The 23579-nt window shown below is 55.2% G+C and carries 24 protein-coding genes; 7 read left to right on the plus strand and 17 right to left on the minus strand.

What is annotated here, in order from left to right; translation table 11 throughout:
- Positions 1-87: 87 nt before the first annotated feature.
- The gene (gene rmuC / locus QQZ17_RS10680) at positions 88-1515 is read right to left on the minus strand and encodes a DNA recombination protein RmuC (protein ID WP_152400979.1); all 1428 of its coding nucleotides are present in this window, start codon (positions 1513-1515) and stop codon (positions 88-90) included.
- Positions 1516-1666: 151 nt separating this feature from the next.
- Positions 1667-2428, minus strand: a complete 762-nt coding sequence (udp, locus tag QQZ17_RS10685; RefSeq protein ID WP_042998824.1) for a uridine phosphorylase — start codon at positions 2426-2428, stop codon at positions 1667-1669.
- 260 nt (positions 2429-2688) lie between these two features.
- Between udp and QQZ17_RS10690 the strand changes: the two genes are divergently transcribed.
- A complete protein-coding gene (locus tag QQZ17_RS10690; RefSeq protein ID WP_152400977.1) occupies positions 2689-3498 on the plus strand; it encodes a dienelactone hydrolase family protein in 810 nt (269 codons plus the stop codon).
- Between the two features lie 38 nt (positions 3499-3536).
- Here the strand turns inward: QQZ17_RS10690 and metE are convergent, their stop codons facing one another.
- On the minus strand, positions 3537-5798 hold the full coding sequence (metE, locus tag QQZ17_RS10695) for a 5-methyltetrahydropteroyltriglutamate--homocysteine S-methyltransferase (protein WP_152400975.1): 2262 nt from the start codon (positions 5796-5798) through the stop codon (positions 3537-3539).
- A gap of 235 nt (positions 5799-6033) precedes the next feature.
- Here metE and metR point away from each other — a divergent pair, with 235 nt between their 5' ends.
- The gene (metR, locus tag QQZ17_RS10700) at positions 6034-6987 is read left to right on the plus strand and encodes an HTH-type transcriptional regulator MetR (protein ID WP_152400973.1); all 954 of its coding nucleotides are present in this window, start codon (positions 6034-6036) and stop codon (positions 6985-6987) included.
- On the opposite strand, the gene bioP is transcribed toward metR, so the two are convergent.
- From bioP to pldB, 3 genes are all read right to left on the minus strand, one after another.
- Positions 6875-7774, minus strand: coding sequence for a biotin transporter (gene bioP, locus QQZ17_RS10705; protein WP_152400971.1), 900 nt, complete (start codon positions 7772-7774; stop codon positions 6875-6877). The genes metR and bioP overlap by 113 nt on opposite strands.
- Before the next feature lie 80 nt (positions 7775-7854).
- Complete coding sequence (yigL, locus tag QQZ17_RS10710; RefSeq protein ID WP_152400969.1) at positions 7855-8655, minus strand: sugar/pyridoxal phosphate phosphatase YigL; 801 nt, start codon at positions 8653-8655, stop codon at positions 7855-7857.
- Between the two features lie 8 nt (positions 8656-8663).
- The gene (pldB, locus tag QQZ17_RS10715) at positions 8664-9686 is read right to left on the minus strand and encodes a lysophospholipase L2 (protein WP_152400967.1); all 1023 of its coding nucleotides are present in this window, start codon (positions 9684-9686) and stop codon (positions 8664-8666) included.
- Between the two features lie 111 nt (positions 9687-9797).
- Between pldB and rhtB the strand changes: the two genes are divergently transcribed.
- Positions 9798-10418, plus strand: coding sequence for a homoserine/homoserine lactone efflux protein (rhtB, locus tag QQZ17_RS10720; RefSeq protein ID WP_061075760.1), 621 nt, complete (start codon positions 9798-9800; stop codon positions 10416-10418).
- A gap of 42 nt (positions 10419-10460) precedes the next feature.
- Here rhtB and rhtC read toward each other — a convergent pair whose 3' ends face one another.
- From rhtC to pldA, 3 genes are all read right to left on the minus strand, one after another.
- Entirely contained in the window at positions 10461-11081 is a 621-nt protein-coding gene (gene rhtC, locus QQZ17_RS10725) for a threonine export protein RhtC (protein ID WP_042998816.1), read from the minus strand.
- A 67-nt stretch (positions 11082-11148) separates the two neighbouring features.
- On the minus strand, positions 11149-12978 hold the full coding sequence (recQ, locus tag QQZ17_RS10730; protein ID WP_152400965.1) for an ATP-dependent DNA helicase RecQ: 1830 nt from the start codon (positions 12976-12978) through the stop codon (positions 11149-11151).
- 84 nt (positions 12979-13062) lie between these two features.
- Positions 13063-13932, minus strand: a complete 870-nt coding sequence (gene pldA / locus QQZ17_RS10735) for a phospholipase A (RefSeq protein ID WP_046493012.1) — start codon at positions 13930-13932, stop codon at positions 13063-13065.
- A gap of 164 nt (positions 13933-14096) precedes the next feature.
- Here pldA and yigI point away from each other — a divergent pair, with 164 nt between their 5' ends.
- From yigI to QQZ17_RS10750, 3 genes are all read left to right on the plus strand, one after another.
- Positions 14097-14564, plus strand: coding sequence for an acyl-CoA thioesterase YigI (gene yigI / locus QQZ17_RS10740; RefSeq protein ID WP_152400963.1), 468 nt, complete (start codon positions 14097-14099; stop codon positions 14562-14564).
- A 43-nt stretch (positions 14565-14607) separates the two neighbouring features.
- Entirely contained in the window at positions 14608-15504 is an 897-nt protein-coding gene (gene rarD / locus QQZ17_RS10745; protein ID WP_152400961.1) for an EamA family transporter RarD, read from the plus strand.
- A 205-nt stretch (positions 15505-15709) separates the two neighbouring features.
- A complete protein-coding gene (locus QQZ17_RS10750) occupies positions 15710-16090 on the plus strand; it encodes a DUF2628 domain-containing protein (protein WP_152400959.1) in 381 nt (126 codons plus the stop codon).
- 32 nt (positions 16091-16122) lie between these two features.
- Here QQZ17_RS10750 and corA read toward each other — a convergent pair whose 3' ends face one another.
- From corA to lptM, 8 genes are all read right to left on the minus strand, one after another.
- Positions 16123-17073 carry a magnesium/cobalt transporter CorA gene (gene corA, locus QQZ17_RS10755; protein WP_046492960.1) on the minus strand — a complete coding sequence of 317 codons (951 nt, stop codon included), beginning with the start codon at positions 17071-17073 and terminating at the stop codon, positions 16123-16125.
- 153 nt (positions 17074-17226) lie between these two features.
- Entirely contained in the window at positions 17227-17283 is a 57-nt protein-coding gene (gene ysgD, locus QQZ17_RS10760; protein ID WP_212723238.1) for a YsgD/CorL family protein, read from the minus strand.
- A 148-nt stretch (positions 17284-17431) separates the two neighbouring features.
- Positions 17432-19594: a DNA helicase II gene (gene uvrD / locus QQZ17_RS10765; protein WP_152400958.1), complete on the minus strand. Its 2163-nt coding sequence runs from the start codon at positions 19592-19594 to the stop codon at positions 17432-17434.
- A 146-nt stretch (positions 19595-19740) separates the two neighbouring features.
- Positions 19741-20457, minus strand: a complete 717-nt coding sequence (yigB, locus tag QQZ17_RS10770; RefSeq protein ID WP_152400956.1) for a 5-amino-6-(5-phospho-D-ribitylamino)uracil phosphatase YigB — start codon at positions 20455-20457, stop codon at positions 19741-19743.
- Positions 20457-21353, minus strand: a complete 897-nt coding sequence (gene xerC, locus QQZ17_RS10775) for a tyrosine recombinase XerC (RefSeq protein ID WP_152400954.1) — start codon at positions 21351-21353, stop codon at positions 20457-20459. Before xerC ends, yigB begins: the two co-directional genes overlap by 1 nt.
- On the minus strand, positions 21350-22057 hold the full coding sequence (locus QQZ17_RS10780) for a DUF484 domain-containing protein (protein ID WP_061075765.1): 708 nt from the start codon (positions 22055-22057) through the stop codon (positions 21350-21352). The genes xerC and QQZ17_RS10780 overlap by 4 nt, the downstream gene beginning before the upstream one ends.
- Positions 22054-22878, minus strand: a complete 825-nt coding sequence (gene dapF / locus QQZ17_RS10785) for a diaminopimelate epimerase (RefSeq protein WP_042326115.1) — start codon at positions 22876-22878, stop codon at positions 22054-22056. The genes QQZ17_RS10780 and dapF overlap by 4 nt, the downstream gene beginning before the upstream one ends.
- A 36-nt stretch (positions 22879-22914) precedes the next feature.
- Complete coding sequence (gene lptM / locus QQZ17_RS10790) at positions 22915-23118, minus strand: LPS translocon maturation chaperone LptM (protein ID WP_152400952.1); 204 nt, start codon at positions 23116-23118, stop codon at positions 22915-22917.
- A gap of 138 nt (positions 23119-23256) precedes the next feature.
- Here lptM and cyaY point away from each other — a divergent pair, with 138 nt between their 5' ends.
- Positions 23257-23577 (plus strand): iron donor protein CyaY, encoded by a 321-nt coding sequence (gene cyaY, locus QQZ17_RS10795; RefSeq protein WP_152400950.1) that lies wholly within the window; start codon positions 23257-23259, stop codon positions 23575-23577.
- The last annotated feature ends 2 nt before the right edge of the window (positions 23578-23579 follow it).

Here is a 23579-nt window from a genome sequence, read left to right on the forward strand (position 1 = left end):
CCTGCTCATCTAAAAATTGTTCGAGAAGTGTAACAGATTGGGGCGCATTGCCCTACCCTTCTGCCCGTCCCGGCTGCCCCGAACGGACTAATTCGATTGCTGCTTTATCCCGTCATCGTCGGAATAAGACGTGTTTTCCTGCTCTTCGGGTACCGATCGCAACCGATACTCTTCATCCTGCGTCGTGGCCTGTTCCGCCAGTTCAGGATTAATCTCGCGCTTAATTTCGACTCCTAAGCCGCGAAACGCTTCGGCCTGCGCCAGCACGTTACCACGTCCCGACGAGAGTTTTTTCATCGCCTGACGATAGTTATCTTGCGCTTTATCCAGGCTCTGCCCGATGGCGGACATATCATCGACAAAGAGGCGCATTTTGTCATAGAGCTTGCTCGCACGGTCTGCAATCTGTTGCGCATTACGACTTTGATGTTCGTAGCGCCACAGATTCGCAATGGTCCGCAACGCCACCAGTAATGTCGTTGGGCTGACCAGCATAATATTATTTTTAAGCGCCTCGGTAATCAGTTCAGGCTGTCGGTCAAGCGCCAACAGAAAAGCGGGCTCCACAGGGATAAACATCAGCACGTAATCCAGGGTGCGCAGCCCCGGAAGTTGCTGGTAATCCTTACGTCCCAGCAGACGAATATGGTTACGCACCGAGGCAATGTGCTCCTGGAGCGCGTTTTCGCGGGTGTCATCATCTTGCGCGTTAAAATAGCGCTCATAGGCCACCAGCGTCATTTTGGCGTCGATCACCACATCTTTGCCCTGTGGCAAGCGTACGATCACGTCAGGCTGCATACGGGAACGGACGTCATTTTCGATGCTGACCTGCGTTTCGTACTCGTACCCTTCACGCAGTCCGGACGCCTCCAGCACGCGGGTGAGCACCACCTCGCCCCAGTTCCCCTGCGTTTTGTTATCGCCTTTTAGCGCACGGGTCAGGTTGACCGCTTCCTGGGTCATTTGCGCATTAAGCTGTTGGAGATTGCGAATTTCATGCGCCAGGGTATGACGCTCGCGCGCTTCCTGACCAAAGCTCTCCTGGACCTGGCGACGAAAACCGTCCAGTTGTTCTCGCAGCGGCGTCAGCAGACCGTTCAGGCTCTGTCGGTTTTGCTCATCAACCCGGCGATTGCTCTGTTCAAAGATTCGGTTCGCCAGGTTTTCAAACTGTTCGCTCAGACGCTGCTCGCTGTTGATCATCTGGCGGATTTTATCTTCCGCATGCTGCTGCGTCGCTTCCATCCGCGTAGTCACTTCACGCAGATCCGCTTCCAGCGAGGTGTTAATACTGCGCAGGCTACGTAATTCGTTATTGAGCAACTCACACTCATCGCGCCAGTGTTCGCTTTGGGCTATCTGTTGTTTTGCTGCGCTTAATGCCGCAACCATCTCTTCACGTTCAGCGAATTGCTCGGCTTTCTGTTGTGCATGCTGATAGCTGGCCAGCAGCCAGCCAAGCGCAATACCCACCAGCGCAATAACCGCATAAATAATGATTGAGATATCCAAAATGCCTCCTGACGCCATACATCACCCGCACAAAATAGAATTGTGCTGTATAAACGTCCAGTTTTAAAGAACTTTCCTGCGAGGCGCTACGCAAATAATCGCGTAAAAGCAAAAGGCCGAACGCGTCGGCCTTTTATGGAAGGGAAGAGGATTAGATCAGACGACGCGCCGCTTCCACCACGATTTTCACCGCATGGCTTTCGGTCTGTTTCATCGTCTCAGCATTCGGGATCTCCTGCTGAGTACGGTTAACGATCACGCCCGCTACCATCCCGGCGCGCAGGCCCTGGCTTGCACACATGGTCAGCAGCGTGGCGGACTCCATTTCGTAGTTCATCACGCCCATTGACTGCCACTCTTCCATAGAGCCTTTGAAACGACGCACCACGCGACCGGAGAAGGTGTCGTAGCGTTCCTGACCTGGGTAGAAGGTGTCAGAAGAGGCGGTCACGCCCACGTGAGTGGTGGCACCGATGGATTTTGCCGCTTCAACCAGCGCGGTGGTGCATTCAAAGTCAGCGACTGCCGGGTACTCCATCGGCGCAAAATGCAGGCTCGCGCCATCCAGACGAACGGACGCCGTGGTGACCAGCACATCGCCGACATTAATATGCGGCTGAATAGCACCGGTGGTGCCGATACGCAGGAAGGTACGAATGCCCAACTGAGCCAGTTCTTCCACCGCAATAGAGGTAGACGGGCCGCCGATACCGGTCGAGCAGACAATGACGGCTTTACCGTCCAGTTCTGCACGCCAGGTGGTGAATTCACGGTGAGATGCCAGCTTAACCGGCTTCTCCATCAGCGCGGCGATCTTTTCCACACGTTCCGGATCGCCAGGGACGATAGCCAGCGTAGCCCCTTGTAAATCGTTCTTGGTGAGGCCGAGATGAAAAACGTCAGACCTGGACATATAAAACTCCTCTGTGATTCGGTTTTTGTCAGAAGAAGCAAAAAGACACTTTACCGAAGGACTTAAGATATTTTCGTGACTCTCATCACCATGACACAAATCAGTTGCATAAACTTACCGATAAATAGTGATTTAAGTCACATTAACAGCCCGATTTTTTCTTTCTCCGCACAAAAAGCGAGCCGTTTGAGGCAGTGTGAATGGTTAAAGGCTGTCTATAGTTAATAGTGCGCTATTTTTCTAAGGGTACGGAGAATACCATGACATCAACACAACAAACCGGTTTTGCACCTGCAGCATCCCCGATTGCCTCTACCTCAGTTCATACCCCGGACGACACTATTGTCGCGGGCATTACGTCGATCCCTTCCCAGGGTGACGACATGCCGGCGTATCACGCGCGCCCGAAAAAGAGCGATGGCCCTCTGCCTGTGGTCATTGTAGTGCAGGAAATCTTTGGCGTGCATGAACATATCCGCGACGTCTGCCGTCGCCTGGCGCTGGACGGGTATCTGGCTATCGCGCCAGAACTCTATTTCCGCGAGGGCGATCCGAATGATTTCGCCGATATTCCTACCCTGCTCAGCGGTCTGGTGGCGAAAGTGCCGGATTCTCAGGTACTGGCCGATCTGGATCACGTTGCCAGTTGGGCGTCCCGTAACGGTGGGGATGTTCATCGCCTGATGATCACCGGCTTTTGTTGGGGCGGACGTATTGCCTGGCTGTACGCGGCGCATAACCCGCAGTTGAAAGCCGCAGTGGCCTGGTATGGAAAGCTAGTGGGTGATAAGTCGTTGAATTCGCCGAAGCATCCTGTCGATGTGGCGACCGATCTGAACGCCCCGGTGCTGGGTCTGTACGGCGGTCAGGATAACAGTATTTCGCAGGAAAGCGTGGAGACCATGCGCCAGGCGCTACGCGCCGCTAACGCCAACACGGAGATTATCGTCTATCCCGATGCCGGTCATGCCTTCAATGCCGACTATCGCTCGAGCTATCACGAAGAATCCGCCAAAGACGGCTGGCAAAGAATGCTGGCATGGTTTGCGCAGTACGGAAGTAAGAAATAAGTTCTGGCCCGGAAACACCCGGGCCAGATTTTTCAGGATCACGCCTGACGCAGATTCTGTGCTGCCTGGACCATGTTTGCCAGCGCGGCTCGGGTTTCTGCCCAACCGCGGGTTTTCAGGCCGCAGTCCGGGTTCACCCACAGGCGTTCAGCCGGGATACGCTGCGCCGCTTTTTGCAACAGCGCCTCAATCCATTCTACGCTCGGGACGTTCGGCGAGTGAATGTCATACACGCCCGGTCCAATTTCGTTTGGATAGTCGAACTCTTCAAATGACTCCAGCAACTCCATGTCGGAACGTGAGGTCTCAATGGTTATCACGTCGGCATCCAGCGCGGCGATAGAATCCATGATGTCGTTAAACTCGCAGTAACACATGTGGGTGTGGATCTGGGTATCATCCTTCGCCACCGCTGCATTGATACGAAATGCCTCCACGCCCCACGCCAGATAGGCGGCCCAGTCGCTACGGCGCAGCGGAAGCCCTTCACGTAGTGCGGGTTCATCAATCTGGATGATGCCAATGCCTGCCGCTTCAAGATCTGCCACCTCGTCACGTAGCGCCAGCGCGATCTGTTTGGCAATCGTTTCACGGCTGACATCTTCACGTGGGAACGACCAGCAAAGAATCGTCACCGGGCCGGTCAGCATCCCTTTCACCGGTTTGTCGGTCAGAGACTGGGCGTATTTCGCCCACTCGACGGTAATCGCTTCCGGACGACTAACGTCACCGATCACCACCGGCGGTTTAACACAGCGGGAACCGTAGCTCTGCACCCAGCCGTTCTGGGTGAAGACGAAACCGTCCAGATGTTCACCAAAATATTCCACCATGTCATTACGCTCGGCTTCACCGTGAACCAGCACGTCCAGCCCCAGCCGCTCCTGCTCAACAATCGCCTGCTTGATATGCTCCGCAATGCCGGTGCGGTAGTGGTTGGCATCGAGATTGCCCTTTTTGAAGTCCAGACGCAGGCCGCGGATTTCAGTGGTCTGCGGGAAAGAACCGATAGTGGTCGTTGGCCAGGCCGGCAGGTTGAAGCGCGCACGCTGGGCTTCAGCACGCACCTCATACGGGTTCGCTCGCTGGCTGTCCTGTTCGGTGATGGCCGCCAGACGTTTTTCCACTGCCGCATTGTGTACACGGGTTGAATGGCGACGCGCCTGAATCGGTGCGCTCCATTCGGCGATGGCGGCGGTATCGCCGCTGTTCAGCGCATCGCGCAGCAGCGTCAGTTCGCCACATTTTTGCAGAGCAAAGGCAAACCAGCTCTTCACTTCCTCATCCAGACGCGTTTCGACGCTCAGGTCGATCGGGCTATGCAGCAGCGAGCAGGAAGAAGCCACCCACAGCGCACGAAGGCCTACGATATTGTTAATCTGGGCATATTTTTCTGTCAGATCGGCACGCCAGACGTTACGTCCATTGACCAGACCGGCAGACAGCAGCCAGTCAGACGGCAGGCGTTTGTGCAGCGCCGCCACGTCATCTTTACCGTGGACCAGGTCAACGTGCAGCCCCTGTACCGACAGCGCGGTAATGGTATCAAGGTTCGGCGTCACACCTTCAAAGTAAGTGGTCAACAGCAGTTTCACCTGCCCGGAAAGTGCATCGTAGGCCGGTTTGAAGGCGTTCAGCCACGCCTGCGGCAGCTCCAGCACTAACGCCGGTTCGTCAATCTGCACCCACTCGATACCGCGTTTTGCCAGCTCAGCCAGCACCTGTTTGTACACCGGCAGAATGTCATTCAACAGGCTCAGGCGGTCGAACGATTCGCCTTTCACTTTCCCCAGCCACAGATACGTCACCGGCCCCAGCAGCACGGGTTTCACCTTGTGACCCAGCGCCAGCGCCTCGTCCACTTCATCCAGCAGTTGTGTCCAGGTCAGTTTGAACTGCTGACCTTTAACGAACTCCGGCACCATGTAGTGATAGTTGGTGTTAAACCACTTGGTCATTTCCGCCGCTGCCGCAGGTTCACCGGTCGGCGCACGACCACGACCAATGCGGAACAGCGTGTCGATATCGACACAACCGTCTTTGTTCTGATGACGAGCCGGCACGTTGCCGAGCAGCAGGCTGGTGGTCAGAACATGGTCATACCAGGCGAAGTCACCCACCGGCAGAAGATCAATACCCGCTTGCTTTTGTTGATCCCAGTGGCGCGCTCGCAGCTCGCGGCCCACCGCCAGTAGCTCTTCACGGGTCGCATTACCCGCCCAGTAGCTTTCTTGCGCTTTTTTCAGCTCGCGACGCAGGCCAACGCGAGGGAAACCGAGGGTGTGATTCAATATTGTCATTTTACTGCCTCTAATTATATGTAAATCCTATGGATTTTGAATTTAGGGAAGGCGGCAAGTTTGCTCATCCCCGGGAGCTTACTGAAGTAAGTGACCGGGGTGAGTAAACGCAGCCAACGCACCATAAATTTAAAAGACGAAGGATTTTGGACGTCCAGATGTTTACACATCCATATTTGACAGTTACTGTATATTCCTCAAGCGCAATTTGTTCATGCCGAAGTGAAGGACTTTCATGATCGAGATTAAACACCTGAAAACGCTCCAGGCGTTGCGGAATACCGGGTCGCTGGCAGCCGCCGCGGCGACGCTGCATCAAACCCAATCCGCCTTGTCTCACCAGTTCAGCGATCTGGAGCAGCGCCTTGGCTTTCGGCTATTTATTCGTAAAAGCCAGCCGCTACGTTTCACCCCTCAGGGTGAGATCCTGCTACAGCTGGCCAGTCAGGTCCTGCCGCAAATTAACCGCGCGTTGCAGGCCTGCAACGAACCGCAGCAGACTCGTCTGCGCATCGCTATTGAGTGTCATAGCTGTATTCAGTGGCTGACCCCGGCGCTGGAAAACTTCCGCGCTAAATGGCCGCAGGTGGAGATGGATTTTAAATCCGGCGTGACGTTTGACCCCCAGCCCGCGCTCCAGCAGGACGAACTGGATCTGGTAATGACCTCTGACATTCTGCCGCGCAGCGGGCTGCACTATTCGCCAATGTTCGATTTTGAAGTTCGCCTGGTGCTGGCCCCCGATCATCCGCTGACCAGCAAGACACAGGTAACGCCGGAAGATTTAGCCAGCGAAACGCTGCTGATCTATCCGGTACAGCGCAGTCGACTGGACGTCTGGCGCCATTTTCTTCAGCCAGCGGGGGTCAGCCCGTCACTGAAAAGTGTGGATAACACCCTGCTGTTGATTCAGATGGTGGCAGCAAACATGGGCATTGCCGCCCTGCCGCACTGGGTCGTGGAAAGTTTTGAACGCCAGGGTCTGGTGGTGACCAGAACCCTGGGGGATGGCTTATGGAGCCGGCTGTACGCCGCCGTGCGTGACGGAGAGCAGCGTCAGCCGGTGACTGAGGCGTTTATTCGATCGGCGCGCAATCACGCCTGCGATCATCTGCCATTTGTACGGAGCGCGGAGCGACCCATTTTCGATGCACCCACAGTGACGCCAGTATCACAGCCGCACCCGTAATAAAGCTCGGCCAGTGAGGCTGTTGGTGCCAAATCGCCAGGTTGACCAGCAGTCCTGCGGGCACATGCATGTTGTTCATAATACCCAGCGTGCCCGCATCGACCTGTGTGGCACCGTAGTTCCACATAAAGTAGCCGATCCCTGAAGCCGCCACGCCGAGGAACACCAGAATGCCCCACTGGAGTGTCGTCTCCGGCATTTTCTGCGCATTGCCCAGCATGAACCAGGCGACCACGGCCACCAGAAACGCGCCGAGGTAAAACCACGCAAATGCATTATGCTGCGGCATCGGGCGCGTCTCCATCAGGCGCTTATAGCCCACCATCCCGATGGCAAAGCTAATGTTGGAAAGTTGGACCAGCAGCAGGCCCGTCCAGAAGTGATCGGTCACCTGGTCATAGCGAATAATCCCTGCGCCAATCACCGCCAGCAGCGCGCTGAAAGCATAGCCCCAGCGCAGGCGACGCTTGCTCATTAGATCGTAAATCAGCGTGATATAGAGCGGCGTCAACACGGTAAACAGCAGCAGTTCAGAAACGGTCAGGTAGAGATAAGCGTGGAAACTCAGCATATACATGATGCCAAGCTGCATGGCCCCCACCAGCATATACAGGCCGATAGTTTTCAGGCTGTGCCCGCGGGTACGCAGGAAAGGCAGGAATACCAGCGCCGCCAGACCGACCCGAACCAGCACCGCAAAGTAGCTATCGACGTGTCCGGCAAGGTACTCCCCAAACAAACTGAAGGAGAAGGCCCACAGGATCGTAGTAATGATCAGTAACGCCACAATGGATATCTCTGAGAATAAGGAGTATCCATTGTAGCGGAGAGTTAAGTTGACGACTGGTTAATTAATAAGCATTCATTTTAGCGCAAGAAAAGATCGCGCAGGTAGTGCGGTACCGCGTCATCGACGTTGATGCCAATCACTTCCAGTTCCGGATGCAAATCCTTCAGACGCTGGTGCGCATTGCCCATAATGCAGCCTTTACCCGCCATCGACAGCATTTCAGCGTCGTTCATGCCGTCGCCAAAGGCGATGCAGTCTTTAAGGCTGTAACCCATCGCTTTGGCAACCGCTTCCAGCGCATGACCTTTCGACACGCCGCCCGCCATCACTTCCAGGCAGGTGAGCGTGGAGAAACTCACGTTGACGCGATCGCCCCAGCGCGCATTAATAGCCTGTTCCAGCGGCAGCAGAATGTCATGAGAATGGCTGGTAAAGAACACTTTGCTGACGCCTTCCGGCTCCAGTAAACCGGGTTCAAACAGCGTGTAATGGAACACCGCCTCTTTGAAAAAGCGCATCTCATCCGGACGATGGCGGTTCATAAACCATTCGTCATCACGATAGACGTTGGTAATGATATCCGGGTTAGTGTTCACCACCCCAAACAGATCGCTGGCAATATCGCGATCCAGGTTATGGGTAAACACCAGATTTCCGTCCATGTCATGTACACGCGCACCGTTGGAGGTGATCATCCAGGACTTAATCCCCAGGTTATCGCGGATCTGTCCCACGTCGACATGGTGACGACCCGTCGCAAAGACAAAATTAACGCCGCGCGCGGTCAATAGCTTCAGCGTTTCTTTCGCGTAGGGAGATAGGGTATGGTCGGGAGAAAGCAGTGTGCCATCTAAATCAGACGCAACAACCTGATACATATAAAAATTCAACCTCTGAGCAAAGCGGTTTCCGCTGATGAGTTATGCTTGTTGAAAAAACCAACAATAGCCTGAAGCGCAACTGAGCGCATAGCGTCCTTTTCAAAAAGGATCTCATGGTAAGCGCCTTTAATGACCAGCGGATGACCCCCTTCGACAGGATGGCCCGCTGCGGCGCGGAGTTCACAAAAACGTTCGTGCATGCGGTTATCCACCACACGCTCTTCTTCGGCCTGAATCAGCAGAGTTGGCGTGGCGTCATCGCCCGCGCCTGCCAGCGCTTGTTCAGCTGCCAGGATGCCTTCCCGTACCCAGTGATAGGTCGGGCCGCCGACACGCAGCTGCGGCTCATCCGCATAAAAACGTAAATTACGCCGATAGCGCTGTCGACTGTGGGTTAATACATTCATGCTAAAAGGCAATGCCCGCCAGCGTCCGGTGCCTATCGCATACCCTTCCCGGATACGCTGATGCCCTTCAGCCCAGTCCAGAATATGGCGGACCATCCAGTCCGGCAGCCGCATTACAATACCAAACATCGGCGCACAGAGCGCGATAGCATCGCACTGATGCGGATGACGCTGCAAAAACAGCGTCGCAATCGCCCCGCCCATCGAATGCGCCAGAATATAACGTTTACGCCACGGCCCCGGCTGAACTTCTTGTTCCCAGAACGCCGATAAATCATCAACATAGTCGTTGAAATTGTCGACATGACCGCGATTGGGATCCGATAGCATACGCCCTGAACGTCCCTGGCCGCGATGGTCAATAATGAGGATATCAAAGCCCAGATGAAACAGGTCATACGCCAGTTCGGCGTACTTCACATAGCTTTCTATTCGCCCCGGGCAGATGACGATGACACGATCGTTATGCTCAGCGCGAAACCGGACAAAGCGCACCGGCACCCGGCCCACACCGGTCAATTCCGCTTCCTCGCGCTGACGCCAGAAGTCTGTTAACGGCCCCATGGAAAAAGCCGCAAACGCGTTTTCTCTCGTTTCCCAGTCTTTTTGCTGCTGAAACATCGGGTATCCAGCCTCGTTTACCAGGTAAAAATCGTTTTTTCAGTAGCGCGTAACACTTTACTGTGACAGTAGCGTATTGTGGCATAAAAACAGACAATCAGGGAGTTTCTCATGACCTTCGAATGGTGGTTCGCCTACCTACTGACATCCATAATTTTGAGCCTTTCACCCGGTTCCGGCGCCATCAACACCATGACGACTTCCATTAATCACGGCTATCGCGGCGCAGCGGCGTCGATTGCCGGGTTACAGGCCGGGCTGGGCATTCATATCGTGCTGGTCGGCGTGGGTCTGGGTACCCTGTTTTCGCGCTCCGTCATCGCCTTTGAGGTGCTGAAATGGGCGGGCGCCGCCTATCTGATTTGGTTAGGTATTCAGCAATGGCGCGCCGCCGGGGCCATTGACCTGAATACAATGGCCCAGACCCAGTCACGCGGTCGCCTGTTTAAACGCGCGGTATTCGTGAATCTGACGAACCCCAAAAGCATCGTCTTTCTGGCAGCCCTTTTCCCGCAGTTCGTGATGCCAAAGGAACCGCAGCTGATGCAGTACATCGTGCTTGGCGTGACCACCATTGTGGTCGATATCGTGGTGATGATCGGCTATGCCACGCTGGCGCAGCGTATCGCCTTGTGGATCAAAGGGCCGAAGCAGATGAAAGCGTTAAACAAAGTGTTCGGTTCACTGTTTATGCTGGTGGGCGCACTACTGGCGTCGGCTCGCCATGCCTGACAGGTTGCCGGATAGCGGCTGGCGCGTATCCGGCACGAAGCCTTATCGCGAAATGATCAGGTGGATACCAAATCCAGCGAACAACGCCCCGGCAAAACCGTCGATCCATTTCGCCATGCGCTGATAGCCGCGACGCATTTTCGGTAGCGCAAACAGGCTGGCGACCACGGTAAACCACGCGAAGGTCTCAACAATAATCAGCACGAAAATCCCCCAGCGCGCGGCGGTACCGACGCTGTCGCCGACGAACAGAGAAAAGACCGAACCGAAGTAGATGATGGCTTTCGGGTTAGCCAGATTCGTCAGTAACCCCTTCAGGAAACTGCGGCCGCTTTGCGCCAGCTCAACCTGCGGCGTGGGGGCGGCAACATCCTGCTTTTTCAACGCCCCACGCAGCATCTGGTAACCCATCCAGCACAGATACAGACCGCCGCCAACCATGATAATGGTGTGTAACCAGGCCATTTTTTCGATGATCAGATGCAGGCCGAGCAGCGCGATGCCCGCCCAGACCATAACGCCACAGGTAATGCCCAACACACCCATCATCGCTTCTTTGCGCGAGCGGCTGACCGCCGTCTGCGAGACAAAAAAGAAATCCGGCCCTGGGCTCATCAGTGCCACAATGTGCACCATCGCCACGGTGAGAAATAACATTAGCATGATCGAAAATACTCGCGGGGGAAACAGTTCAGTGAGTCACCATCCTGGCACTTTTTTGCCCGGCTGACTACTCTTCGTCATCACCATCGACGTGGGCGCGGATCAGCGCCATAAACTCTTTACCGAAGCGCTCCAGTTTACGCATTCCCACCCCGTTGACGCTGAGCATTTCGCTCGCGGAAACCGGCATCTGTTCCGCCATCTCAATCAGCGTGGCATCGTTAAAGACGACGTATGGCGGGATGTTCTCTTCATCGGCAATGGCTTTACGCAGCTTGCGCAGTTTGGCGAACAGTTTGCGATCGTAATTGCCGCCAAAGGATTTCTGCATCACGCGCGGTTTCAGGGCGACAATACGCGGCACGGCGAGTTGCAGCGCGACGTCGCCGCGCAGCACCGGACGCGCGGCTTCGGTGAGCTGGAGCGCCGAATGGTGAGCAATGTTCTGCGTCACCAGCCCCAGGTGAATCAACTGGCGGATCACGCTCACCCAGTGTTCGTGGCTCTGCTCACGACCAATGCCATACACCGGCAGTTTATCGTGTGCCAGTTCGCGGATACGCTGACTATTCGCGCCGCGCAGCACCTCCACGACGTAGCCCATCCCGAAGCGCTGGTTAACGCGATAAATCGTCGACAGCGCTTTGCGCGCATCCATCAGACCGTCGTACTGTTTTGGCGGATCGAGACAGATATCGCAGTTGCCGCACGGCTCCTGACGTCCTTCACCGAAGTAGTTAAGCAGCACCAGACGACGGCAGGTTTGCGCCTCGGCAAACGCGCCCATCGCGTTTAGCTTATGCCGTTCAATATCCTGTAGCTGCCCCTGCGGTTTTTCTTCCAGACAGCGGCGCAGCCACGCCATATCCGCCGGATCGTAAAACAGCATTGCCTCCGCAGGCAGGCCGTCACGCCCGGCGCGACCGGTTTCCTGGTAGTAAGATTCAATGTTGCGGGGAATATCGAAATGCACCACAAAACGCACGTTGGGTTTGTTGATGCCCATGCCAAAGGCGACGGTCGCCACCACGATTTGCAGATCGTCGCGCTGGAATTTCTCCTGCACGTCGGCACGGATGTGATTTTCCAGCCCCGCATGGTACGCGGCGGCGCTAATACCCCGGCTTTGCAGACGCGCGGCGGTGTCTTCCACCTTCGCACGGCTGTTGCAGTAAATAATCCCGGATTTACCGCGCTGTTCCTGCACATAGCGCATCAACTGATCGAGCGGTTTAAACTTCTCCATCAGCATGTAGCGAATGTTTGGCCGGTCAAAACTGCTGATCTGGATTAAGGGATCGTTCAGCCCCAGCAGGCGAACAATGTCCAGCCGCGTGGTTTCATCAGCTGTCGCGGTCAGCGCGACGAACGGCAGTGCAGGAAAACGCTGTCTGAGCTGCCCGAGTGCGGCATATTCCGGGCGGAAGTCATGCCCCCACTGCGAGATGCAGTGCGCTTCGTCCACGGCCAGTAACACCGGATTCCAGTGCGCCAGATGCTCAAGGAAGTTATCCAGCATCAGGCGTTCAGGGGCGATATAGAGCAGACGGATTTGCCCGGTGCGACACCCTGTCATCACCTCAAGCTGCTGCTCGCGGGTTTGCGTCGAGTTCAGACAGGCGGCCGCCACGCCGTTCGCCAACAGTTGGTCGACCTGATCTTTCATCAGGGAGATCAGCGGCGAAACGACTACGGTCAGACCGTTGAGCAATAAGGCAGGGATTTGATAGCAGAGGGATTTTCCGCCCCCGGTCGGCATCACGACCAGGCAGTCGCGCCCCGAAACGACGGTGTCGATGATCGCTTCCTGACCCGGGCGAAACTGTTGGTAGCCAAAGGTTTCTTGCAAAACCTGTTTAGCACCTGATTCCAGATTCAACACTTCCGCCTGCGCCACATTAACCCCGTTCGCTTAAATCAAAACAGGCGCTATTTTCAGCGCCTGAGGGAGAAACTGCAATGTTTAAAACACAATCATCGATCAGAAGATATCGTTGAGCATCACGCCCACACCGACACGCGTCTGATTAAAGTTATAGTCGATCAGCGATTCGCCGTACCCGCTATACACCTGAGTATAGAGACGAATATGCTTCGTCATCGGATAACTCAGCCCCAGCTCCGCACCGCCGTAACCGGTATTCCAGTTGTACTGGCCCTTCGCGCTCAGCACCGCATCACCCAGATGATAGCCGACCTTAAGCTGATAATAGCCCATGTATTTGGTGATATCCGGGTTATCGTCGGTACTGCCGATGACGTACCACGGTTTGACCTCCACCAGCCAGTTGCCGTTTTCCGCCATCAGGCGCGTGTAAAGTCGGTTCCAGCTACGTGATGTCGGATCGGAACGCCCGTTCGAATCATGGTTGTAACCCATTTCCACGTCGCGCAGTGTCCATCCGGCAACGCGATAATCCGTCGCAAAGCCCAGGAACAGCTGCGGTTCGTAGTTGGTTTCACGAAAGGGCGACGACTCTTCTGTGTTGGATAGCTGCCACCAGGACTTTTGCGTATACGAGGCGCCCAGAACCGAGTTTGGCCCTGCAATCCCACGCCAGATCGGAAACGCCAGACTCAGTTGGAACTTCACTTCATCTTTGCGGGCGTTTTCGGACCAGTTGTAGGAACTAATCGCTTCTTTGTTCATGTCGCTGGTATTGGTGTAGATCAGGTAGTTCGTATCGTAGGGGTAAAGCGTAAAAGGATTATCATGCTCCTGCAGCATATTGGCGATAATACTGCCCCGCACCGCCGGTGCATCATGAACCTCTTTCACCGTCGCCTCTTGCGCATACGCCGTCAGCGGCAGCATTGCTGCTGGTAGCAACCAAGCCAGAATCGCCCGCATTCTTGTTGTTCTCCTGAACGAAAGATTTTTGATTTGTTTATTATTCTGCCAACCATTTTACATATTTACACACCACCTCGTTAGTTATCCCGTCTTAAAGTGGAAAACAACATTTAAGAAGCATAACATCAACATTTCATTAACCATTGGAGTGTCGAAATCGTATGTCTGCCGTACTGACTGCTGAGCAAGCCCTGAAGCTCGTGGGCGAAATGTTTGTCTATCACATGCCGTTTAACCGGGCGCTGGGACTGGAACTGGAGCGCTACGAAAAAGAATTTGCCCAACTGGCCTTTAATAATCAGCCGATGATGGTCGGGAACTGGGCGCAGAGCATTCTGCATGGCGGAGTGATCGCCTCTGCTCTGGACGTGGCAGCCGGACTGGTGTGTGTCGGCAGTACCCTGACGCGCCATGAAACCATCAGTGAAGACGAACTGCGTCAGCGTCTGTCCCGCATGGGGACCATCGATCTGCGCGTGGACTACCTGCGTCCGGGTCGGGGCAATCGCTTTACCGCCACCAGCAGTCTGCTGCGCGCAGGGAACAAAGTCGCCGTGGCACGTGTGGAACTGCATAACGAAGACCGGCTTTATATTGCCAGCGCTACCGCCACTTATATGGTGGGGTAAAAACAGGTAAACTGCTGTTACATTTCAGACATGAGTTTTCCCGATGGATGCAAAACAAACGCGGCTGGGCGTGTTACTCGCTCTTGCCGCCTATTTTATTTGGGGGATCGCTCCGGCGTACTTCAAGCTAATTTATTACGTCCCCGCAGATGAAATCCTGACCCATCGCGTGATCTGGTCGTTTTTCTTTATGGTGGCGCTGATCAGCATCAGCCGTCAGTGGTCGAGCGTGAAGGCGCTGCTGCAAACGCCGAAAAAGATCTTCCTGCTGGCGCTCTCTGCGGTACTCGTGGGGGGTAACTGGCTGCTGTTTATCTGGGCGGTAAACAACCACCATATGCTGGAAGCCAGCCTGGGTTACTTTATCAACCCGCTGGTGAATATTGTGTTGGGGATGCTTTTTCTCGGTGAACGCTTTCGCCGGATGCAGTGGCTGGCGGTGATTCTGGCGACCTGTGGCGTTCTGGTGCAGCTCTGGACCTTCGGCTCATTGCCCATTATCGCGCTGGGACTGGCGTTCAGTTTTGCTTTTTACGGTCTGGTGCGCAAGAAAATCGCCGTTGAAGCGCAAACCGGGATGCTGGTGGAAACCCTGTGGCTGCTGCCCATTGCCGCAATCTACCTGTTCGGCATCGCCGACAGCTCAACCAGCCATATGGGACAGAACCCGATGTCGCTCAACCTGCTGCTGATTGCTGCCGGGGTGGTGACCACGGTGCCGCTGCTGTGCTTCACCGGTGCGGCGACCCGTCTGCGGCTTTCTACGCTGGGCTTTTTCCAGTACATCGGCCCGACGCTAATGTTCCTGCTGGCCGTGACGTTCTACGGGGAGGTTCCAGGATCGGATAAAATGGTGACGTTCGCCTTTATCTGGGTCGCACTGGCGATCTTCGTGACGGATGCGATTTATACCCAGCGCAGAACGCGCAAGGGAATGTAGTCGTGATAGGCCTGATGGCGCTTCGCTTATCAGGCCTACGTTACCTGTAGGCCTGATAAGGCGTAGCCGCCATCCGGCAGCGTTCTTCTGTCGGAAGAATCTTTATAAATTCTGAAATAACACCACTTCCCTATAATCTTGTTTCGTTCTTTTTTTCACTGACAGATGCTTAGCATGTTTATTATGTCGCGAAGAAGGGAATGTTATGGAAAAGAACGAGGATACGATCGGAGAACTTAGCGAAAAGTGGCGGGCCAGATTTGCATTCTATGACCAGTACGGTCTTCCTGGTTTCTGGAAGACACCTCCGCTTTACGCTTCAGGCTACAAAACCCTCTCTTTCAGCCAGAAAATGAGTATGGGGTTAAATATTTGGGCATTAGTGTTTTCTTTCATTTACCTTTTTTATTTAGGCCTGTGGAAGAAAGGCATTACCGTATTACTCCTCTTTCTGGCGGTAGGTGCTATCTCCATGGCCTATGACATAAGTATCATCGGATACGCAATTTCCGCATTAGTCGGTTTCAAAGCGAATATCTGGTTCTATCTGCTGAAGGTTAAGAATGAGCAAACCTGGGGTTTGTAAGCCCGGTAAGCGTAGCGCCACCGGGCGTGATACTACAGCCAGTTCTTGCGCTTAAAGTACAGATACGGCGCCAGACCTGCGAGCAGCATGAAGATAATCGCGCCCGGATAACCAAAGCTCCAGCGCAGCTCAGGCATAAACTCGAAGTTCATCCCATAGCTGGATGCCACCAGCGTCGGCGGCAGGAAAACCACGGAAACCACCGAGAAGATCTTGATGATCCGGTTCTGCTCGATGTTGATAAAGCCCATCGCCGCCTGCATCAGGAAGTTCACTTTCTGGAACAGGGATTCGTTGTGCGGCAGCAGGGATTCGATATCTCGCAGGATCTCGCGCGCCTGTTCCAGTTGTCCGCCCGGCAAACGCGCTTTGCGAACCAGGAAGTTCAGTGCGCGCTGGGTATCCATCAGACACAGGCGAACTTTCCAGCCGATATCTTCCAGTTCCGCCAGCGTCGAGAGCGCCTCATCGTACTCATCGCCCTGATGACCTTCCATAATCACCCGACTCAGCTCTTCCAGATCGCTGTAGATATTTTCAATTTCATCCGCCAATTGCTCAATTTTGGTTTCGAACAGATCCAGCAGCAGTTCATAGGCGTTACCGTCAACCATGGCCTGGCTACGGGCACGCATACGATACAGACGAAACGCGGGCAGCTCACGTTCACGCAGAGTAAACAGGCGGCCATCGCGAATGGTGAATGCCACGGTGGAGTTACCCGCGTGGTCTTCCGCATCTTCGAAGAAGAAAAAGGAGTGGATGTGCAGACCGTCTTCGTCTTCGAAGAAACGGGCGGATGCTTCGATGTCTTCCAGTTCAGGACGTGTCGCCAGGCTTTGGCCCAGCTCAGATTGTACGCGCAGTCGCTCGTCGTCGTCCGGCTCGACCAGGTCGACCCATACGGCATCAATCAGGGTTTGTGACTCTTCGACTTCCAGCCGGATGAGTCGGTTATTTTCCAGTTGAAATGCGCTCAACATGACCGGGACTCCCAATGCTTAAAAATATCGGACAGTTCGGTGGGCACACAGAAACAATTGGGTTTCAGACCATTAAACAGCCTGACTCAGCGCGACGGGAAAATAGAGAAGGTCGCTGACAACCGCTAAGGCTATCAGCAAAAAGGGATAGCCTTAGGAGTTGATCCTGGATGACAGGATAATGAGCCAGTATCTACTGGGTGTGTCCAAGGCGAATGTCCTCTTAGCGTAATCGTGCGCGCATGTTACGCCAGCAAAAATTTGCCGTCAACACGCAACGAAACGCGAAAAAGTAATAATTTCCCCTTATGCAGAAAGGTTAGCAGAGAGGGAAATTTAAGTGATATTTATCTATAAGTTAGACCGTTTCCAGCTTCGCATACGCGGCGACGAGCCATTTGATTCCCTGTCCCTGGAAGGCCACCTGCAACCGGCTGTGTTCGCCGCTGCCTTCCAGATTCACAATGGTGCCCTCGCCGAACTTAGCATGACGCACACGCTGGCCCAGCTTGTAGCCGGTGTCATTCTCCGCCATCGGCGTCCCCATCCGTTGATGGCTCACCGGACGGCTGATCGTTGCACGCAGGCGCACCTCTTCAACGCACTCTTCCGGCAACTCGCCGATGAAGCGTGATGGACGGTGATACACCTCTTTGCCATACAGCCGGCGCGTTTCGGCATAGGTTAACGTCAGTTTTTGCATCGCACGGGTCACGCCGACGTAGGCCAGACGACGCTCTTCTTCAAGTCGTCCGCCCTCGTCCAGCGACATCTGGCTGGGGAACATCCCCTCTTCCATCCCGACGATAAACACCTGCGGAAACTCCAGCCCCTTCGCCGAGTGCAGCGTCATGAGCTGTACCGCGTCCTGCCAGGTATCCGCCTGCCCTTCGCCCGCTTCCAGCGCCGCATGGGAGAGAAATGCCTGCAACGGCATCAGGTCTTCGTCTTCTTCGTTGTAGCTGAACTGACGCGTCGCCGTCACCAGTTCCTCTAAGTTCTCGATGCGCGTCTGGCCTTTCTCGCCTTTCTCCTGCTCATACATCATGCGCAGGCCTGAGTCTTTAATCACCCGGTCGGTCTGTACATGCAGCGGCATGTCGGCGGTTTCCTGCGCCAGCGCGTCGATCAGTTCCATAAAACGTTGCAGCGCACTGGCGGCACGACCGGCCAGCGCTTTTTCCTGCAACAGTTCACGACACGCCTGCCACAGCGTGAGCTGGCGATCGCGCGAAGCCTGGCGCACCACGTCCAGCGTCCGATCGCCAATCCCGCGCGTTGGGGTATTCACCACGCGTTCAAAGGCAGCGTCATCATTACGGTTGGCAATCAAACGCAGATAAGAGAGGGCGTCTTTGATTTCCTGACGTTCGAAGAAGCGCATGCCACCGTAGATACGGTACGGCATGCTGGCCTGTAACAATGCCTCTTCCAGCACACGCGACTGGGCGTTACTGCGATAGAGAATGGCGCACTGCTCAAGCGCACCGCCGTTGTCCTGCCAGGTTTTGATCCGGTTGACGACAAAACGCGCTTCATCCAGTTCGTTAAACGCGCAGTAGAGCGAAATCGGCTCGCCTTCGACGCCATCGGTCCACAGTTTTTTACCCAGACGCCCGTTGTTGTTCTCGATCAGGGCGTTAGCCGCGCTGAGGATATTGCTGGTGGAGCGGTAGTTCTGCTCAAGGCGGATCGTTTGTGCGCCGGGGAAGTCGTTCAGGAAGCGCTGGATGTTCTCTACCTGCGCGCCGCGCCAGCCATAGATAGACTGGTCGTCATCGCCGACAATCATCACTTTGCCGGTATCGCCAGCCAGCAGACGAATCCAGGCATACTGAATGTTGTTGGTATCCTGGAATTCGTCCACCAGGATATTGGTGAAACGCTCGCGGTAGTGCTGAAGAATATGCGGCTTATTGAGCCACAACTCATGCGCGCGCAGCAGCAGTTCGGCGAAATCCACCAGTCCCGCACGATCGCACGCTTCCTGATAGGCCTGATAAACCTTTTGCCAGGTTTGCTCAATCGGGTTACCAAAGCTCTGAATATGATGCGGGCGCAGACCTTCGTCTTTCTGCCCGTTGATGTACCACATCGCCTGACGCGCCGGCCACTGCTTCTCGTCGAGGTTCATCGCCTTGATCAGACGCTTAAGCAGGCGCAGCTGGTCTTCACTGTCGAGGATTTGGAAGTCCTGCGGCAAATTCGCATCCATGTGATGCGCGCGCAGCAGTCGGTGCGCCAGACCGTGGAAGGTGCCCACCCACATGCCGCCCTGGCTGGTGCCCATAATCTGGCCGATGCGGTGACGCATCTCCGCCGCCGCTTTGTTGGTAAAGGTGACCGCCATAATCGAGTACGGTGAGTTATTTTCTACCGTCAACAGCCAGGCGATACGGTGTACCAGCACGCGTGTTTTACCACTCCCCGCCCCCGCGAGAACCAGCATGTTGCTACGTGGCGCGGCCACCGCTTCGCGCTGTTTATCATTGAGGCTGTCGAGCAGGTAAGAAACGTCCATTGGCACCGCCGCGTTAGGAATAGATAAACTGCGAAATGCCCGATGGCGCTTCGCTTATCGGGCCTACGTGATCGCAGTCAGCGTAGGGCGGATAAGCGTAGCGCCATCCGCCAAAACCCTGGAATTTTATACAGAACTGCGGGTGATTATATCAGCGAGGTCAGAGATGCCAACTGTGAAATTTCGATATGCGGCAGTAAACGGCTGTCAACGGTGTGCATCAGGTCAGCATTTTCTGGCTTGATCCAGCAGGCCTGCAATCCGCTGCGGATCGCCCCGGCAACGTCGGTCGTCAGATCGTCGCCCACGTGCAGGATCTCGCCGATCGGTACATTCAGCTTTTCCGCCGCCAGGAAGTACATATCACTGAACGGTTTTGAGCGTCCGTCCGGACCGGCACGCAGTACAAATTCGAAGTAATCGCCGAGGCCAAACAGTTCCGGCTGCGCGTTACCGTTGGTGATCGCCACCAGCGGCCACTTTTTCGCTAAGGCTTTCAGCGTATCGTGTGTCTCTTGCGGGACATCGACCCGACTGCGCCACTTCGCAAAGTTCATCATCGCGGCGTTCGCGCCAGCCACCGCCTCTTCCGCGGAAAGCCCGGCGTTCAGCATCGCCCGCTCAACAGCGCGATGCCGCCAGCGGGTCACGTCGTGATAAATTTCCGGCTCGGCTTCACGCACCGCCTGACGCAAACGTTGCAGGTCGGCATTTTGTAGCGTACGGAGTGCCGGATGGTAGCTTTGCACAAAGGCGAGCGCTTCCTGCTCGGTGCGCTGGATAACCGGACGGTTATCGTAAAGGGTGTCATCAAGATCGAAAGTGATCGCTGAGATGGGTCCTGGAGACCGGTAAAAACGCATTATTTCCCCCGTTTGGCGCGTGGATGCGCCGCATCGTACACCGAGGCCAGGTGTTGAAAATCAAGATGAGTATAGATTTGCGTGGTCGAGAGGTTGGCGTGCCCCAACAGTTCCTGTACGCCTCGCAGGTCGCCGCTCGACTCCAGCATATGCGTGGCAAAGGAGTGACGCAGCTTATGTGGATGCACGTGGCTGTTTAACCCCTGCTTAATGCCCCATTCGGCAAAACGCTTTTGCACGTTGCGCGCGGATATACGGTTGCCCAGCTTTGACAAAAACAGCGCGTCTTCATCACTGCCAAACAGCCCGCGCAGATCCAGCCAGTGCTCAATCCACGCGACCGCATTGCGACCAATAGGCAGGCGACGCTCTTTGCTGCCTTTCCCCATCACCCACACTTCGCCGGTGTCGAGATCCAGATGTTTGATATCCAGTCCCACCAGTTCCGACAAACGCAGACCCGCGCCGTACATCACCTCGAGCATCGCGCGGTCGCGCACGGCGAGCGGATCGTTAAGGTCGATATCCAGCAGACGGTTAACGTCATCAACGTCGATATTTTTCGGCAAATGGCGCGGCGCTTTGGGTGCCTGTACCCCTTTCGCCGGATTGGCTTTCAGCTTGCCTTCGCTGACCATCCAGTCGAAGAAACTGCGCAGAGCAGAAAGACGTAGCGCGAGGCTCGCGGGCCCAAGGCCTTTGCGGCGACTGCGCACCGCAAAACTGCGCACCATTGCAGCGTCACATTGTTGCCAACTTTGCAGCCCAGCTTCTCCGGCTAAGGCGATGATGGCATCAAGCTGACGCTGATAGTTCTTCAGCGTGATGGGGCTAAGCTGGCGTTCTACGCCCAGATAGCGCAGAAAGCGGGTAACATCGGTGGTGAAGTCCGTCATACACGTTCAATCCAGCGCTCCAGCAGATCCGGCATCATCAGCGCAATTTCATGCAAGAGTTGCGTTCCCTGGCCCGCCTGATAGTGATGCATATCGCGACTGCTGAACAGAATGACGCCCAGATCGCCGTCACGTCCCAGCATCGACATCGCCACCGAACCAATCGCCTTCGCCTCGGGAAGCACCACCAGCAGTTCCGGACCATTCAGGGTGCCCAGATAGTGCTGTTCCTGCCCCAGCCGCTGTATCCGCAGCGGTTCGAAGGCCTGACGGCTTAACGCCAGATGGGTATAGCTCGACGGCGCGCCGAGACGCCAGCGATCGGGAAACAGACGCACCGTCGCACCGGCAAGGCCCAGTTCACGCGCCCAGCGATGAAAGCGCATCAGCATATCATCAAGGCTGGTGGCTGCGACCAGACGTCCCTGCAAATGCAGCAGGCGATAAAACAGGCTTTCGTTCGCATTCGCCTGCGCCATCAACAACGACATGTTTTCTTCAAGGACGTTGATGTGGTTGCGCGCGCGGGCCATATGCCACTCGACGAGCGAGACGGTGCCCCGCACCGGGTGCGGCACCCGCATGGCTTCCACAGCATGCGCGTTGCGGATAAAAAACTCAGGGTTTTTCTGCAGATAGTCGACGACCGCCCGGTCATCGAGTTCCGTAAGCGTTTCCTGTAGTTCTTCCCCTGGTTGCTTCATAGATGGATAAACCCGTCATAGACATGTGCCGCCGGGCCAGTCATGTATAACGGATGACCCGGGCCTTTCCAGGCGATATCAAGGCGACCGCCAGGTAATTCCACGCGGACTTCTTCCGCCAGCAAACCTTGTTGGATGCCGACGGCGACGGCCGCGCATGCGCCGCTCCCACAAGCCTGCGTCTCTCCCGCACCGCGCTCATAAACGCGTAAACGAATATGCTCGCGCTTCACGACCTGCATAAAACCAATATTTGCCCGTTCAGGAAAACGTTCGTGGCTTTCCAGAACCGGTCCCAGCGTTTCCACAGTCGCCGTGTCGACATCATCGACCTGAATCACGCAGTGCGGGTTGCCCATTGAAACCACACCGCACAATATTGTTTGTTCCGCTGCTCGCATAATATAGGTCTTTTCCGCTTTGTTAGCGCGAAAAGGCACCTGCGACGGTTCAAAGTTGGGTTCGCCCATGTTGACGCGCACCAGTTCATCGTCCGTCACGCTCAGCACCATCCGCCCATTCGCCGTGCTGACGCGAATGTCACGTTTGTTGGTTAACCCTTTGAGGCGCACAAAACGGGCAAAGCAGCGCGCGCCATTGCCGCATTGCGACACTTCGCTGCCGTCGGCATTAAAAATGCGGTAATGAAAATCCAGCTCAGGATCGTACGGAGGTTCAACCACCAGCAGTTGATCAAATCCCACCCCCAGATGTCTGTCTGATAAGCGACGGATCAATTCTGGCGAAAAAAAGACATTCTGCGTTACCGCGTCGACGACCATAAAATCGTTGCCAAGGCCATGCATTTTAGAGAATTGCATTGTTCACTCCGTTCACGCGGGTACAGAAACACACCGTCAGTAGTTCACCTGGGAAGGCCCATCTCCCGTAGCACGATCGTTTTGTTCGGGCTGAGTTGATTGCGTTTGTGTATCAACCGGTTTAGTCGGCGGCGGTGCGGTTTTATCAGCCGGTGGGAAGTAGAGTGGCCCTTTGAGGCCACACCCCGTCAGGCTGAACAGAGTGAGAAGAACAGCGAGTGCCTGAAACACGTTTTTCATTATGGATTGCCTGTAAGTTCATACTTTCTGTTTTCTATCATCGCAGGAGAAGGCGTAAAAGCAAGAGTTTGCCTGTAATCTGCAACGCGATTTGTTTCAGGTTATACTGCCGCCATCACGAAAAAACGGGAAACGACAATGAACGACAGTGAATTTCATCGCCTGGCCGATACCCTGTGGATGACCATCGAAGAGCGTCTTGACGACTGGGATGGCGACAGCGATATCGACTGTGAAATCAACGGCGGCGTGCTGACCATTAGCTTTGAAAACGGCAGCAAAATCATTATCAACCGTCAGGAGCCGCTGCACCAGGTGTGGCTGGCGACCAAACAGGGCGGCTACCATTTCGACCTGAAAGGCGACGAATGGGTTTGTGACCGAAGCGGGGAAACCTTCTGGGATCTGCTGGAACAGGCGGCTACGCACCAGGCGGGCGAAGACGTCAGCTTTCGTTAAGT

Origin of the sequence: Citrobacter sp. T1.2D-1 (assembly GCF_950098555.1) — a bacterium.
Taxonomy (GTDB): Bacteria; Pseudomonadota; Gammaproteobacteria; order Enterobacterales; family Enterobacteriaceae; genus Citrobacter_A; species Citrobacter_A telavivensis.